Here is a 13,511-nt window from a genome sequence, read left to right as displayed (position 1 = left end):
TCTAGCAAATGGAGAGAATTCTTGTCCATTAAGAAATGTTACAAATTACATGGGTACATTAAGAAAAGTTAAGGGGTTACATCCATTGATGGATAAGGGTTTTCGGCTATTATAGTATATATGTATGGGGGGAAGTTCAGCTAAAGGTAAAACCAAAACTAATCAAGTAACATTAGAATTAACAGAAGAAAGTGTAAGCTTCTTTAAATCTCAAGCAGATCGAAAGCAAATTCCTTATGAAAAAATAATCGAATTACTGGTTGAACAATATGCTCATGAATGTATATCTGATGGTTAAACGCCTCATAAGAGCATTGTCTAACCGACATTATAGCTGACTTGAAAAAGGTGCGTTACACGCGCGTTTTAGCACCCTACTAGACTGTTTCAGCTAATTTGGTGTATTAGAAAAATGCTATAAATTCTATAATCTAAGACTTTAAGCCAAAATCTATTGCCCTATTTTAGCTGAAACAGTCCACTACAAGATCGGCATCGCACTTAAACTCACAGTTTCAATACATGGGCATGGTGCGTTCCCCAAAAATCGATCGGTGGAGCAGTGGGAGCCAGATTAGGGAACGCACCCTAGGGCTAACATTCCTCAACTCCAAAGGGATTGTTAGGCTGCGGTTTATTGCAGCAACCCTAATTTCTTCAACCGAGAACGAATACCTCCTGGCTTTCTTTGAAACTCCCTAGCTAAATCGTTGATCACTATACCTTGTTTGTAACGTTGCCTTAGCCGCTCATCTTCAGCTTTAGTCCAAGGCTCATAAGCACGCGGGTGCGTTTTCTGAATGTCCTTAATGCTGTAAGACTTTTTAGGCAAAGCTTCTTCTGATGACTTATCGTAAGCTCTAGCACCTTCTTGCTTGGAAGTTTCAGGTCGAACCACCTCAAAGCGTACTCGCCCCGCATTGATTGCTTTCGCAATAGCCTGTTGCAACTGGGATAGATTTGCTTGCCCTGTTTTAACATCTAAAATTACAACTTCTAGATTGTTCTCGTTACCACCGTTATCTTTGATATCTGTATAACCATTAAAAACAACGTAATCGATCGGATCGCCTATAAATCTAGCATCTGACGGCAAATACTTAAAATTTGGAAGAACTGGTGCTAACTGCTCTGCTATTTTCCCCTTTATAACAGCGCGACTTCCATCTAAGCTTCTATTCCTGGCATCCTTAAGGGCTTGCTGATGCTGTTCTTTTAAAACTTGAATTTGAGTTTCATATTCTCTAACGGTTTTTCTCAGGTTTATTTTCTGCAAAACGTAATACGTGACCGCACTACCAATAATTATGCCCAGCAGTAATGAAACTACAATTTCCATTATTCAAGCCCAACAGCTTTTCTTCGACTTTATCAATTAAGGAATACCCCTCAGATAGCACCAAATAAGGTCTCAATCGAGAATTTGAGCAGCCTAACTACATATTATAGGTCAACTTTCTATATAACACTCTCCAGAGTAACGATATGGGTTAACTTTCCCTATATCACCCCCAAAAGCCTGTTAGCCAGATTAGTTTACTGCAAACAATCTCTTTTAACGAGACTGATCACAGAATCCTTCTAGAATTCTAGCAAAGATTCTTATATCTGACTGCACTTTGTCACAAAATTTTACTATTATTTCGACACTCTTAATGATATGAGAATACTGTCAACAAATACTGATGGACAGTGGGAATTTCAAGCTTGGGGAGAAACTGTAAGACTCGTTGGTACTTGTACCAAAAAGCGGGTTTGGGGTGAATCAATAATCCCCCGTCACAGTGTCAGCTTGACGGCGGGAGTGTCAAAAGTATCCCATACTCAACGGATTTGGTATAACACAGTTTACTCACAAATGGTAGAATCAAATCGATGCTCCGTTGCTAATATTCTGGTCGGATTTCATCCCCCGCAAAGGTGAGTATCTTGTCGAAAAATGTAGCGGGGGCATTCATCCGACATTTTAGGTAACAATAGATGCTTTGCCTTAATCACTAACCATCCAATCATAGTTCACCTCTCATTTCTTTCTTTTCTCTTCACTTTTTACTTTTGCCTTTTTACTTTTAACTTTCGCTATCGCGCCCCATTCTGTACTTAATGTCGTAGTTGATGAGGTCGTCGAGTTCTTCCTCGGTGAAGCCGTAGTGTTGGGCAAGGATGCGATCGATTCTAAGTTTAGGCAATTGCAAACCCCGTATGAAGTCGAACTTCGGGTTCATGGAAACCAAGCACGATATCTTCTTTGGGAATGCCTGCTTTAAGGAGTTCATCGGTAATACCATCCTCGGTGCCATCATATTGCACCCAAACTTTTCCATTGGCAATTTCAAGGTGCAGTAAAATACTATGCAAATGGCGCTGGTGATCCCAACCTTCAGACAAAATAATATACTGGTCAGTTTCAGGATCAAAGGCAGCACGATTTTTGACGTTGACGTTGGCATAGGTAATGTCAGCGTAAGGTTTGAGAACATTACGGATAATTTGCCGATAAGTATTTAAGCGATCCATCGAGTGATAACCTCCTGATCAGGGTTAAATGTAAACAGCTTTAAAACTTGATTCTCTAAAAGAATTTGTCCGACTTCTTGTTCAAATAATTTTAAGAAGCTGGCATCACGGATGGCTAGGTAGAGGGTGCGTTCAGGGTCAATTCGGCTCAGAATGTTTTGATATAAGACGTACTGACCAAGAGCCGTTTCAAGATCGCGAATTTCAGAAGGGCTGATAAAGCTTTTGATTTCGACAGCGATCTTCTGGGTATCTTTTTCAGCGGTGATGAGTTTTTCACCTGCCAGATCAATGAACAGATCTTTTCTGCCAATTTTTAGGTTGTAGGGATCGTGGGTGATGATCCAACCATCCTTAATCAGAGCTTGTTTGCAGTTGTCGTGATAAATATCTTTGGCTGGCATAGATCCTAATCCTCTCCTCCGCTATCTCGACCCATTCTGTACTTAATATCGTAGTTGATGAGGTCGTCGAGTTCTTCCTCGGTGAAGCCGTAGTGTTGGGCGATGACGCATTTATGAAATACCCGCCAATCGACCCATCTCAACGCTGACAGCATCAAAGCGGTTATCGCTAGGATGATAGGATAAAATTTCCATGCCAATCGGTTCGCCTGTTGTTTCATCTTTGATTAATATCACGCCATCCCCAAGTTCTGTGGCAATTTGATTTTTTCGGGGCGGTTGCCAGAAAACAGTGAGCAGTTGCATTTCAGGTTCGTAGTAGATTTTTACTTGCGCCATAGGGTTTCTCCTTCTTTGATTGCATCAGTTTGGTAAGCTGTGATTAGAAATCCATCTCCATTTAAACGTCGAGCGACGGCAACGACCCATCGCTTTTCTTTCAAAGTCAGGTAAAACAGCAACAGATTTGGATCGCGGCTACTGCGACGAATTTCATCGGGACTGTTTAGTGCTTGTCTGACTTCGGCTTCGAGATCGGCAATGTCTGGATGTTTGACGATTAGTTTTTGCCAATATTCTTCTGAGGTGCGGACGGTGAAGTTGAGGGGAGTGAGAATTTCAAATTTACTCATCAATCATCCCCTCCAGAGTCTCTGCCCATTCTGTACTTAATGTCGTAGTTGATGATGAAGTCGAGTTCTTCCTCGGTGAAGCCGTAGTGTTGGGCAAGGATGCGATCGATTTCGTCAATTATGGGTTTTGAAAATTTTGGATAGATACATTGGATTGTCATTTTACCCAGCTTTTCATACCGCATTTCAAGCATTTTTGAGTTATCACAAAAATCTTTCATGAGTTGGTTGCAACAGGTTGAAAGATTCAGAACTATAGATTCAGATATATCTTCAAAGTCAAGAGGAATCATCATCAACTCCCTTTTATTAAGGTTCCTGCAATCAGAATATATGGTCAAGAACCAATAAAACAGGTTGGAGTTCAGTAGAGCCAAGTAGACATCTCTTGTAGTTTTTGTATCAAATTTAACAACCTTCAGTTCTGAGGGGTAACGGCTCTCACCAGCAGAATCATAAATCTTAGGTATAAAGTTTAAGATTTGAACAAAACCACTAAGTTTTCGAGTGTAATTAATTTCGTAAGAACCATTTTGTCGCAAAAAATATTCGATAGTTTTTCTCTGCCTGACAAGCTTACTAAATATGCCTTGTTCGATAGGAGAGTGGACTTTAGGAATAGATCCGTCAATGATAAATTGATCAGGACAAGCCGAATAAGTCAGGCATTCAAACAGACTATTTCTTTCAATAGCCTGCCATTTATTGTATTTTGTTGTACATATTTCTCTTGTTTCATTCTGCTTTTTCCATAAAATGATTGTCAATCGAATATGTTCAAGTCCATCGAATAACTTGCTCGGACGATCATTGAAGTTGCTAATTGCTATACCACCTTTTTCTCGTAGCATCCTTTGCAGAGAAGTGTAGCCATCTGTGCAAACAGATGCCACGGGAATAATAAATCCCAGTTTTCCTCCGTGGCAAAGTATTGCTGCCGCTCTTTCTAATGAATAAGCATACAAGTTACCGCAAGATTCTGTTTTATAGTTCCTTATAGAATAGATTTTTTTGACCTTACTGTACTCAACATAAGGTGGATTGCCAATAATCACATCAAAGCCACCGCGATTGATGATGCTGTAAAACTCTACAAACCAATGAAACGGCTGATGACTTTCCTTCCATTTCTGAAAAGCCCCTGACTTTTTCGACAAACCCAACTCATATTCTTCAGCTAAATAGCGATCCAACTCCTCCCGCAATTGTGCCAAAGCCGCCTTTAATAACCGCTTAGATTCTGCAACATCCGCACCCGCAATAGAATGTTGCACTTGCAGCGACTTAAACCGCTTAAACTCCATATCCGCCGCCACCGCACCCTGCACAATCCGATTCAACACCCCATCATCAAAAATTAAACGACCTTGCCCGGTTTGGGTATCCCTTGCCATCGCCTCGCAAACTTCATTCAGCGACGCAAACCCCACCAACGTATTACCCGGCCGAATATTAAAATCAATATCCGGCAACGGTTCCAGTCCAAAGTTTTGCTTCTTGGGTTGGGGTTCCATCTGCGCCACCAGCTTCAGGAATAGCCGCAGCTTGCAGATTTCCGTCGCTTCCTCCATGATGTCCACACCATAGAGGTTGTTGAGCATGATCGACTTCAGCACAAAATAGCGAAGATTAGGGTGCTTCGCCATCTCTGCCAGCACCTTGCGGAAGTATTCATAACGCGGTTTTGCCTCTGGTTCCTGTGAGAGCCTCAGATCATCCTCATCGACAAACCCCTGCATCCGTTCCAAACAAGCTGTATAAAGCGGCTCCAGAATATTCAACGCCGCAAACAAAAACGCCCCCGATCCACAGGTGGGATCTAACACCGAGACTTGTTCGATCGCTTGATACAATGCCTTCAGCAAATCCGAACTTTCGCAACTGGTGATCACATCCTGGGCGAATTGGCGAATATCTAGGTTGTGGGTAATCAGGTCATTGATCTGGGTAACTTCTCCTGCAGCCAGTTTTTGCCGCAGTGACCAACACCGCTTGCGCCGCGCCACATACTCCCGCCAGGTTTCTGTGGGTAGGGCAAATCCATCGGCAGCAGGCTTATTCCAGCTGCCTCGTTGCGAGACATCCTCAATGCCAGCGGCAATCTCAGTCGGGAGTTCGATATCTACACCCTGACGAACGGCTGGATAGATGTAATGGTCAGGATTTTCCCGCAGCAACGCCCATACCGCCCCTTCTGGCTTAAACGCAACCTGACAGCCCTTCTCTGCTTGGTCAAACAAAAAGGGAAGAATCGTGTTCTTGCTGATGTATTCGGTGATGTCTTCCTTGGTGTAGTACGCCCCCATTTGCTTCTGGTTGATGTACTTCTCAAAGATGTAGCCCAGTACATCCGGGTTAATTTCGTTTTGGTTGCGAAGTGGTCTGTCGTCTAAGTGCCAGTCGTACTCATCAAGAAAGTTAAAGACTTGCTCAAACGCTGCATCGGGAATTTGCAGGGTGCTGTCATACTTTTCCTCCAACTGATGGACTTCAAACAAGCCGCCATTTAGATAGGGAATTTTGCCCAAGAGTTTGTCTAATTCAGGATTGCGATCGGGCTTGCCTAACCCCTCATGAAACAGCTTCAGCAAAAACTGTCGATAAAACGAATGAAACCTATCCGTTCCCAATTCTGCCTGACACCGTTTGAGCCGATTTCGCAAATAATTTATATCGCCATCCAGAAAGTTTTTCTTTTGGATGAAATAAACAAACATCAGCCGATTGAGCATCAGCGAAGCATACCAGATGCAATCAAATTCTGACTGAATACCTTGAATAAATTGAAGAAATTTCCCGTGTTCCTTTTCAAATCGGGTAAAGAATTTCTTGGTGACTTTCTCGACATCAAAAGCTTTTTTGACTCGCCCGGCGACTTCCACCAGGGTTAGCTTTTCCTCTTCCGCAAATGCGATCGCCAACGCCTCTAACTTCTGCAACAACCGCTCCGCCGACTGCCCCACCTGATATTGCTCAAATCCAGGGGCGAGGGGTTTTCCCAGTTCTTGCCGCACCCACATCCAAATTTGTTGGGTTTTGCCCTCATCGCCAAATACCAACAGGTGGGATTTGCTGTAGTCCGTCAGTTGGCGATCGAGCTTCACCCGGATTGGACGGGTTGGAATTTCTGGGGTGATGCACTTGAATACAGTGAAGCCGCGCTTTTGAGTAATAGAAACCACCTCAAAGGGTTCGCCATCCACCTCAAACGGTAACGTGACGCGATCGACCGTATCCCAGCCCAATTCTTCAATGAACAGAGACTCAAAATCAAACTTCTGGAGATACTTTTGGGCGCGTTGGCGATTCAGTGGCATAGAGTTAAGGGCTTGGAGAATTAATCAGCAATACATCTGGAAATATGATGTCAAGCCTAGTTCAAAGTCTGAGGAAAATTAGGGTCGAAAATTTGCTCTGGTGTGTACTGACAATCGGCGGGTAAATCTTGATCGTCCAAGGGCGTTTCGCGCACCACTAGATCAATCCCAGATTGATAAGCGTAGGCGATCGCCTCTTCTAGATAAGGCTTGAGGCTAGGGTTTGCTTGCATCAGTCTTTGAATCGCTCGTCGTTGTTCACGAATAGTAGCTTTCCAGCTTTTGCTACGGCGTTCGGGCTGGTAGTCCCACTTAAGAAGATGACCAAGCAAGATTGCTAAACGGTTCTCTAATTCTTGCCGCTGTTGTTTACCCAAAGATTCAATTTCCTCGACCAAATTCACAATATCTAATCCCTTAAAATCGCTTATTTGGAGTAACTTAGATTGCTCCAAAGTCCAAGCATAAAAATCTGTTTCATAGAGATTGGATCGCATCGTTTCTTCTCCTAAGTAGGTAGGCGTTAAAAGTTGTCAGATGCCCCCCTTATTAAGGGGGGATTAAAGGGGGGACTAAGGGGGGATCGGCACCCCCCTTATCAAGGGGGGATCAAGGGGGGATTAAAGGCAAAATCCATTTTTAATTTAATTATAACCAGCTACTTAGTTTCAGTCATAGGTTGTTTTCTCAACAGGGGGAAATACTGGGAACCTGCCTCTACTTTAGCCTCTAAATAATCCCATCGAACAAATAATTCGTGCTCCGTCTTGCCGTTCCTCCGGGTTGATCACACACAAAGCATCATGCTCTCGCAGAAATGTCACCAGTTTTGCCAACTGCTCATCACTGATGCCTGCTTTAAGTTCCCTGTTGAGGCGGGCGATCTCGCGTAGCGAGCGCGTTGCGACCGCATTTTGCTTTAACGGATGCTGGTTGATTTCTTCGATCGCCCGTGACCGGTTTTCCCATTCCGTCCCCATGGCCAGTAGAGGCGTGGTTTCACGGATCCGTTGGGTGTAGGCCATCAAGCGATCATAAGTCCGCGCCGCCGCACTGCGCTTATTGCCCAGGGTACCCGCCACAGTTTTGGTTTGCTCCGCGATCAGTTCCGCCCCCCGTGTCACGAGTTCATGGTGCTGGGGATGGCGGGGTAAGGTTGGGGTATCCATGCTGCACCGCGCCATACGGAGAATCCGCATCTGAGACTGGGTGACGCTGTTACCGTCCTTGTCCACCCATGCCAAAGCGTCGGTGCCGCTATCCGTGCGGAGGTACAACAACACACCCTCTGGATCAGATACTGTAGATTCATGCTCCCGTGTGGAGTACACCACATCGGGCAGTTTTTCGATCATCCCTTTCAGGGCAGGGTTGGCATCGATCGCACTTTGCCAGATCTGCAACGCCTCGGAGGTTAGATCCACCTCCCCTTCATCGGTTTCATCCAGCACCCCCGATCGCTCATTATAAAGATTTAGCAGCATCTCCCGCGCTTGTTCGTCCTCAAAAAAGGCTTCATCGGTGCCTACCACTTCTTGATTTTCGTTCAGGCGGTCGCGCAAACGTCCCCGCAGGTTAATCAGCCGCTCCACCCCCTCCGCAGGCAAAAACGAATAGCAGAGAATTTCGTCCGCCTGCTGCCCAATCCGGTCTACCCGTCCTGCCCGCTGAATCAGACGAATAATCGCCCAGGGCAAGTCGTAGTTGAGAATGATGGCACAATCTTGCAAGTTTTGCCCCTCACTCAACACATCCGTCGCCACCAACACCCGTAATTGCTCGGCTGCTGGGATGGATTTTTCATTACTGATGGGGCTAAACCGCCAAGCCAGAGCCGTCGGGTCAGTCGATTGTCCAGTCGCCAAACCAATCTGAGTGATGCCCTGGGCCTGCAACGCTGTTGCCAGATAGCGAGCGGTATCGGCAAACTGAGTGAAAATTAGCACCTTATCTGTAGGATGTTGCTGTTGAAGCAAATCTACCAATGCTACCAGCTTGCCATCCTCAACTGGTCCCACCAGAGCGGCATCGCACTTAAACTCACAACTTCAATCAATGTGCATGGTGCGTTCCCCAAAATCGATCGGTGGAGCAGTAAGACCCCCATTAGGGAACGCACCCTAGGGCTGGTTAGACAGTGACCCACGGATCAACTTAAACTGCTCAATGCCTGGATTGTAACCGTACCACCCTCGATTACATCAAGCTGCATCCGATAGCCGTAGAGTAAACCCATACCAACCAAAGGTTCTGTATCCGATTCGTTTATATCAATTCGCCGCAACTCTCCATCCCAAATAACTAAACCACGATACACATCGAAAATACAAGTGCTTCCATTCCCCAGGATTCCCTCTTCACGTCTATATGCGCGTAAGTTGAGATCGGCAAGCACTGAGGAAGGCAGAGTCAGAAAACCTGTAAATCCTGTATCAATGACAGCATCGATCATTTGCCTCTGTGAATCTAAATTGCCTACGACCAGTCGGATAGTCGCCTCACAGTTTTGATCAACAATTCCTTGCATCATAGAGTTATTGCAAACGACCGACACCAAAGCGATGAACTCCTCTATGACCAATCCGAACGCACCAGATTTGAGCGTCGGGGCAACGTTCTAGCAATCGGTCTGAAGCAGTCATCGTATCCTTTGCTAATTCAAAGGCTCCTGTCTCAATATCGATCGCCACAATTTTGCCATAGTTGCCTTCCTCGACTTGGGGACGTACCTGAGATTGATAAATCTCATTACCACGTCGAGCGAATTCTTCTTTACTGTAGCGGGGTTGTCTAACTGTCATTGAAGCGACCCTGGGGCGACTTTTGCCCCTCTATTTTAACCAAACATTGGGAATCTTCCCTAACATTCCTCAACTAGGCCCACCAGAGCGGCATCGTACTTAGACTCACAGCTTCAATCCATGGGCATGGTACGTTCCCAAAAATCTATTGGTGGAGCAGTAAGACCCCCATTAGGGAACGCACCCTACAAGACTGGCGATCTCACTTGAAAAAGGTGCGTTACACGCGCGTTTTCGCACCCTACAAGAGCGGCATCGCACTTAGACGCACAGCTTCAATGAATAGACATCTCCAAAAATTACAACCTAGTCACAGCTTGCTTTTGTCCTGTGTACTAACCAAATCGTTCGATGGCTAGAATGTATATCTATCGTTGCTAATTCAATTTTACTGAAAAAATATGAGGCAATTAAAATCATTTTTATTCGGGTAGATTCCTTAACTAGATAGACTTTTGGTCTTGAGATAATACTATGGAGATGTCTAATGAACTAAAAATAAATTTTCAGATACGAGAGAGATAGTCTAAAATAATCGCCATACAAACAAGATAAACAAAAATTATTCCAATTTTAGTTACAATTGGGAATGAGCAAAACAGGGTAAAAACAATTGTCACAACACTTATTAAGAGCGCAAATATTGCTTTAATTTTTTTCACAGTTGACAAATTACTTATTATTCAAGGAGTTGGCGTATCTGATGAGTTTGATGGTGCCAATTGGTGGAGAGGAGGATTAGGCTTTGCTTCTGATTTAGCAAGATTTTGAAAATCACCTAATATAAAAGTGCTCATTATTGCCAAAAAAGCTAGTATCCATAAAGTCACTGGTCCAGATGTACCAGTAAACTTTAAATTAGCAAACTCAAAAGATAAATCGCGCCCAGTTACAATCTCAAGTGTTAGAACAATCGTAAAAGCTGTAACAGATGAAAATGCAACAGCGCCAAACAATGCAAAGCTTGGATGAATAGGAGAGTTCCAATACATTCGCCAACCAATAATAACCGAAATTCCAATAAAAATCCAAGTAAAGGTAAATGCTATTACACCAATAAGCCATAGAGGTACTTTTGGACGTTTTATAGGGTCTTGATCTTGAATATTTTTAGGAGTTGAATGATCACCTTGTTGGTCTTGTTGACTCATATTTTGTTGGTTTATAGTTATTGTTTGCGATCCCTAGCCTGTTAGCCAGATTAGTTTACTGCAAACAATCTCCTTTAAGGAGACTGATCACAGAATCCTTCCAGAATTTTAGCAAAGATTCTTAGATATGACTGCACTTTGTCACAAAATTTTACTATTATTTTGACAACTCTCAATGGTTGGAGAGAAAACATTGATCGCCAAGTCTGGTCAATTTTTGTCCAACGCATTTCAGGAAATGACCTAAATAAGTAGCTAGAGATAATTAATTACACATATTTAACCACCTCTTGCCTATTCTAACCAAGAAATTAATTTTGCACCACTACTTATTACTTAATTACTGCTTATTTTGTAATTTTATCACTAATTCGTGGAAAGGTTGCCAATCATCGTTATAAGTAATTGCCTCCCAAACCGATTCGATTAGCGGTCTAAGTAAAGCGGTTTTAGGATTATAATGCGTTAAGGTGTCGTCAATTTCAGACAAGGAATCTAGGGGTAATTGATTTAAGACCAAACTATATAACTCTCGCCAACGTTGCCAATCAGCTTTTGGTAAATCCGTATTTTCAAGAATTAGGGAACTATTTTCTCGCCAACCGTAATTAAATTGTTCACTTAATTGATAGAAAAAGTCGTGATAACCCAGGTCAGTTTCTTGGAGAACTTCCACAGTTTTGCTGACCAGTAAAGCGGATTCGGGAGTAAAAATATCCTCAAAACCTAACTTTTTGAGCATCATTTTTTGATAATAAAAATTGTAATGCTGGTCATAGTTAGCCAAAGCCATATCTAACTCTAACAAGGAGATGACCATCGACAGGGGAGATTGCAGTAACTCTAGATTTAAACGACAGATAAAAGGCTGATTACCATAACTATAACGGCCACCGTAGTCGAAATAAGCCGCCGTAAATTGGGGGTTATAGGAAGGAATAAAAGCGTAGGGACCATAATCGAAACTTTCCCCAGTAATTGACATATTATCGGTATTAAGAACCCCATGACAAAAACCTGCGACCATCCATTGGGCTGCTAATTTAGCGGTTCTTTCGATTAAAGCGGCGTAAAATTTTAAATAGCGATCACTATCTTGGGGATTGATTTCAGGATAATAATAAATAATCACATGATCGAGGAGTCTTTTAATTAAATCGCTACGTTTAATATGAAATAAACGCTCAAAAGTCCCGAAACGAATATGAGAATTACTAACTCGAATCATCACCGAAGATCGCGTCGGGGAAGGTTCATCGCCGCGCCAGAGAGCTTCCCCCGTTTCCACCAAACTCAGACAGCGAGAGGTATTCACCCCTAAACTGCGTAAAGCTTCCGCGGCTAAGACTTCTCTGACTCCACCCTTGAGAGTTAACCTACCGTCTGCATGACGAGAATAGGGAGTCCGTCCCGATCCTTTCGTACCAAAATCGTATAATTTGCCATCAATACCCCTAACTTGACCGTAGAGAAAACCGCGACCATCTCCCAAGAAAGGATTATACTCGCCAAATTGATAACCGTGGTAACGCAGGGACAAAAAAGGGGTCAGGGATTGAAATTTACCAAAAGCCTCGATAAAATGCTCATCTAAAGTTAATTCTGGCTGAATTCCCACCAAAGGTAATAAAGCATCATTGCGAAAACGAAGGATATGACTGGGAAAATCCGCAGCCGCAACTTGATCATAGTATTGGTCCCCCAAGTCCTGCATGGCGCTTTCGTAAGGGAGACTGAGAAAGGGATTGGTGAGATGGTCTGTCATAGTGGTGGTGTCGATCGAGCTTTGAGGCGATAAAGTGGTAAAGATAGCCAAAAAATTTTCCTACTGAGACTATCAAACAGCGATGCCCGATTCTATTATGTATCAAGGGGACTATTTTCTTGTCCTTGAGGCCGATCAACCTGAACAATTCCAGACTCCCGACCAGTTGCGGGATAAGTTAAAAGATTTAATCGCCGCAAAACCGGAGATTTGTCCCCGACAATTGGCAAAATTCTCTAGTTTTGAGGAAAAAGCTCTCTATCTGCGCGATAATTACTGCGAGTTGGACCTGGGTGAGGAGGGTTATTTACAATGGTATCTAGTGCGTTTGGAAAAATAAGGAAACCCATTATTAAGTAGTTAGGTGTTAAAAACTGTCAGACACCCCCCTTATCAAGGGGGGATTAAGGGGGGATCCATCTTCAATTTAATTATAACCAGCTACTTAGTTATTAAGGCAGAGGCAATCAGAGCAATTATCTTTTTAACTTTTTACTTTCTAACTTGACCATTATGGGAGAAATAGAAGATTTACTGGCACAAATGAAGGCAGAATACCAGAAACGGGATCAGGAAAAACCGATGCCGTCCCCTTCTTCTCACCAAGAAAAAGATCGTTACCCAGACGAATTTAAGGTTAATTATGCTGGCGATTCTGCTACCGATGCGCTTTTAAAAGCTTTAGCCTTAGAAAACCAAGAAAGGCAACAACAGGAGGCAGCGGAAAAAGAAAAAGCAGCGGCATTAAAACAGCAGCGTAAGCGAGAAGCTTTAACTAGAAAGGCGAAGCAATGGTTAAATAAATTAGATGCCAAATCGGAGGAAGGACGCTGGTTTGAGGAGTTTTCCTATAGCTACGATTCTCCTTTAGAAGCGGCGATCACCTATCTAGAAGCTTTGGGAGAAGTGGATATTTATAAATGA

The 13,511-nt window shown here is 43.3% G+C and carries 15 protein-coding genes; 3 read left to right on the top strand and 12 right to left on the bottom strand.

What is annotated here, in order from left to right; genetic code table 11:
• Positions 1 to 124 precede the first annotated feature (124 nt).
• Complete coding sequence (locus IM450_RS16425; RefSeq protein ID WP_287664740.1) at positions 125 to 298, top strand: hypothetical protein; 174 nt, start codon at positions 125 to 127, stop codon at positions 296 to 298.
• Between the two features lie 336 nt (positions 299 to 634).
• Here IM450_RS16425 and IM450_RS16420 read toward each other — a convergent pair whose 3' ends face one another.
• From IM450_RS16420 to IM450_RS16365, 12 genes are all read right to left on the bottom strand, one after another.
• Positions 635 to 1,339, bottom strand: a complete 705-nt coding sequence (locus tag IM450_RS16420) for a Holliday junction resolvase-like protein (protein WP_002737990.1) — start codon at positions 1,337 to 1,339, stop codon at positions 635 to 637.
• An 842-nt stretch (positions 1,340 to 2,181) separates the two neighbouring features.
• The gene (locus IM450_RS16415; RefSeq protein WP_002799944.1) at positions 2,182 to 2,517 is read right to left on the bottom strand and encodes a XisI protein; all 336 of its coding nucleotides are present in this window, start codon (positions 2,515 to 2,517) and stop codon (positions 2,182 to 2,184) included.
• Positions 2,505 to 2,921 carry a XisH family protein gene (locus tag IM450_RS16410; protein ID WP_151695786.1) on the bottom strand — a complete coding sequence of 139 codons (417 nt, stop codon included), beginning with the start codon at positions 2,919 to 2,921 and terminating at the stop codon, positions 2,505 to 2,507. Before IM450_RS16410 ends, IM450_RS16415 begins: the two co-directional genes overlap by 13 nt.
• 111 nt (positions 2,922 to 3,032) lie before the next feature.
• Entirely contained in the window at positions 3,033 to 3,260 is a 228-nt protein-coding gene (locus IM450_RS16405) for a hypothetical protein (protein ID WP_002781858.1), read from the bottom strand.
• The gene (locus IM450_RS16400) at positions 3,248 to 3,553 is read right to left on the bottom strand and encodes a hypothetical protein (RefSeq protein WP_002781857.1); all 306 of its coding nucleotides are present in this window, start codon (positions 3,551 to 3,553) and stop codon (positions 3,248 to 3,250) included. The genes IM450_RS16405 and IM450_RS16400 overlap by 13 nt, the downstream gene beginning before the upstream one ends.
• Positions 3,553 to 6,870 carry an Eco57I restriction-modification methylase domain-containing protein gene (locus IM450_RS16395; RefSeq protein WP_287664733.1) on the bottom strand — a complete coding sequence of 1,106 codons (3,318 nt, stop codon included), beginning with the start codon at positions 6,868 to 6,870 and terminating at the stop codon, positions 3,553 to 3,555. The genes IM450_RS16400 and IM450_RS16395 overlap by 1 nt, the downstream gene beginning before the upstream one ends.
• Positions 6,871 to 6,926: 56 nt before the next feature.
• Positions 6,927 to 7,367 carry a DUF29 domain-containing protein gene (locus IM450_RS16390; protein WP_002799947.1) on the bottom strand — a complete coding sequence of 147 codons (441 nt, stop codon included), beginning with the start codon at positions 7,365 to 7,367 and terminating at the stop codon, positions 6,927 to 6,929.
• A 225-nt stretch (positions 7,368 to 7,592) separates the two neighbouring features.
• Positions 7,593 to 8,888 carry a C-terminal helicase domain-containing protein gene (locus tag IM450_RS16385; protein WP_287709782.1) on the bottom strand — a complete coding sequence of 432 codons (1,296 nt, stop codon included), beginning with the start codon at positions 8,886 to 8,888 and terminating at the stop codon, positions 7,593 to 7,595.
• A 131-nt stretch (positions 8,889 to 9,019) separates the two neighbouring features.
• Positions 9,020 to 9,400, bottom strand: coding sequence for a clan AA aspartic protease (locus tag IM450_RS16380; RefSeq protein WP_287664728.1), 381 nt, complete (start codon positions 9,398 to 9,400; stop codon positions 9,020 to 9,022).
• 4 nt (positions 9,401 to 9,404) lie between these two features.
• Complete coding sequence (locus IM450_RS16375) at positions 9,405 to 9,671, bottom strand: hypothetical protein (RefSeq protein WP_002765250.1); 267 nt, start codon at positions 9,669 to 9,671, stop codon at positions 9,405 to 9,407.
• Between the two features lie 683 nt (positions 9,672 to 10,354).
• Entirely contained in the window at positions 10,355 to 10,822 is a 468-nt protein-coding gene (locus IM450_RS16370; protein WP_287664724.1) for a hypothetical protein, read from the bottom strand.
• Between the two features lie 340 nt (positions 10,823 to 11,162).
• Entirely contained in the window at positions 11,163 to 12,587 is a 1,425-nt protein-coding gene (locus IM450_RS16365; protein WP_425590369.1) for a protein adenylyltransferase SelO, read from the bottom strand.
• Positions 12,588 to 12,669: 82 nt separating this feature from the next.
• Between IM450_RS16365 and IM450_RS16360 the strand changes: the two genes are divergently transcribed.
• Together IM450_RS16360 and IM450_RS16355 are read left to right on the top strand one after the other, a co-directional pair.
• On the top strand, positions 12,670 to 12,927 hold the full coding sequence (locus tag IM450_RS16360; RefSeq protein WP_287664720.1) for a chlororespiratory reduction protein 7: 258 nt from the start codon (positions 12,670 to 12,672) through the stop codon (positions 12,925 to 12,927).
• A gap of 173 nt (positions 12,928 to 13,100) precedes the next feature.
• Complete coding sequence (locus tag IM450_RS16355) at positions 13,101 to 13,511, top strand: salt stress protein, Slr1339 family (RefSeq protein ID WP_002799982.1); 411 nt, start codon at positions 13,101 to 13,103, stop codon at positions 13,509 to 13,511.

The organism is Microcystis sp. M083S1 (genome assembly GCF_020246405.1).
Taxonomy (GTDB): domain Bacteria; phylum Cyanobacteriota; class Cyanobacteriia; order Cyanobacteriales; family Microcystaceae; genus Microcystis; species Microcystis aeruginosa_C.
This window is presented reverse-complemented; position numbering and strand designations above follow the sequence as displayed.

Bases quoted from the DNA above. Each gene is read 5' to 3' on its own strand.
- IM450_RS16425 (WP_287664740.1), top strand. From the start codon at position 125: ATGGGGGGAAGTTCAGCTAAAGGTAAAACCAAAACTAATCAAGTAACA.
- IM450_RS16420 (WP_002737990.1), bottom strand. From the start codon at position 1,339: ATGGAAATTGTAGTTTCATTACTGCTGGGCATAATTATTGGTAGTGCG.
- IM450_RS16415 (WP_002799944.1), bottom strand. From the start codon at position 2,517: ATGGATCGCTTAAATACTTATCGGCAAATTATCCGTAATGTTCTCAAA.
- IM450_RS16410 (WP_151695786.1), bottom strand. From the start codon at position 2,921: ATGCCAGCCAAAGATATTTATCACGACAACTGCAAACAAGCTCTGATT.
- IM450_RS16405 (WP_002781858.1), bottom strand. From the start codon at position 3,260: ATGGCGCAAGTAAAAATCTACTACGAACCTGAAATGCAACTGCTCACT.
- IM450_RS16400 (WP_002781857.1), bottom strand. From the start codon at position 3,553: ATGAGTAAATTTGAAATTCTCACTCCCCTCAACTTCACCGTCCGCACC.
- IM450_RS16395 (WP_287664733.1), bottom strand. From the start codon at position 6,870: ATGCCACTGAATCGCCAACGCGCCCAAAAGTATCTCCAGAAGTTTGAT.
- IM450_RS16390 (WP_002799947.1), bottom strand. From the start codon at position 7,367: ATGCGATCCAATCTCTATGAAACAGATTTTTATGCTTGGACTTTGGAG.
- IM450_RS16380 (WP_287664728.1), bottom strand. From the start codon at position 9,400: ATGATGCAAGGAATTGTTGATCAAAACTGTGAGGCGACTATCCGACTG.
- IM450_RS16375 (WP_002765250.1), bottom strand. From the start codon at position 9,671: ATGACAGTTAGACAACCCCGCTACAGTAAAGAAGAATTCGCTCGACGT.
- IM450_RS16370 (WP_287664724.1), bottom strand. From the start codon at position 10,822: ATGAGTCAACAAGACCAACAAGGTGATCATTCAACTCCTAAAAATATT.
- IM450_RS16365 (WP_425590369.1), bottom strand. From the start codon at position 12,587: ATGACAGACCATCTCACCAATCCCTTTCTCAGTCTCCCTTACGAAAGC.
- IM450_RS16360 (WP_287664720.1), top strand. From the start codon at position 12,670: ATGCCCGATTCTATTATGTATCAAGGGGACTATTTTCTTGTCCTTGAG.
- IM450_RS16355 (WP_002799982.1), top strand. From the start codon at position 13,101: ATGGGAGAAATAGAAGATTTACTGGCACAAATGAAGGCAGAATACCAG.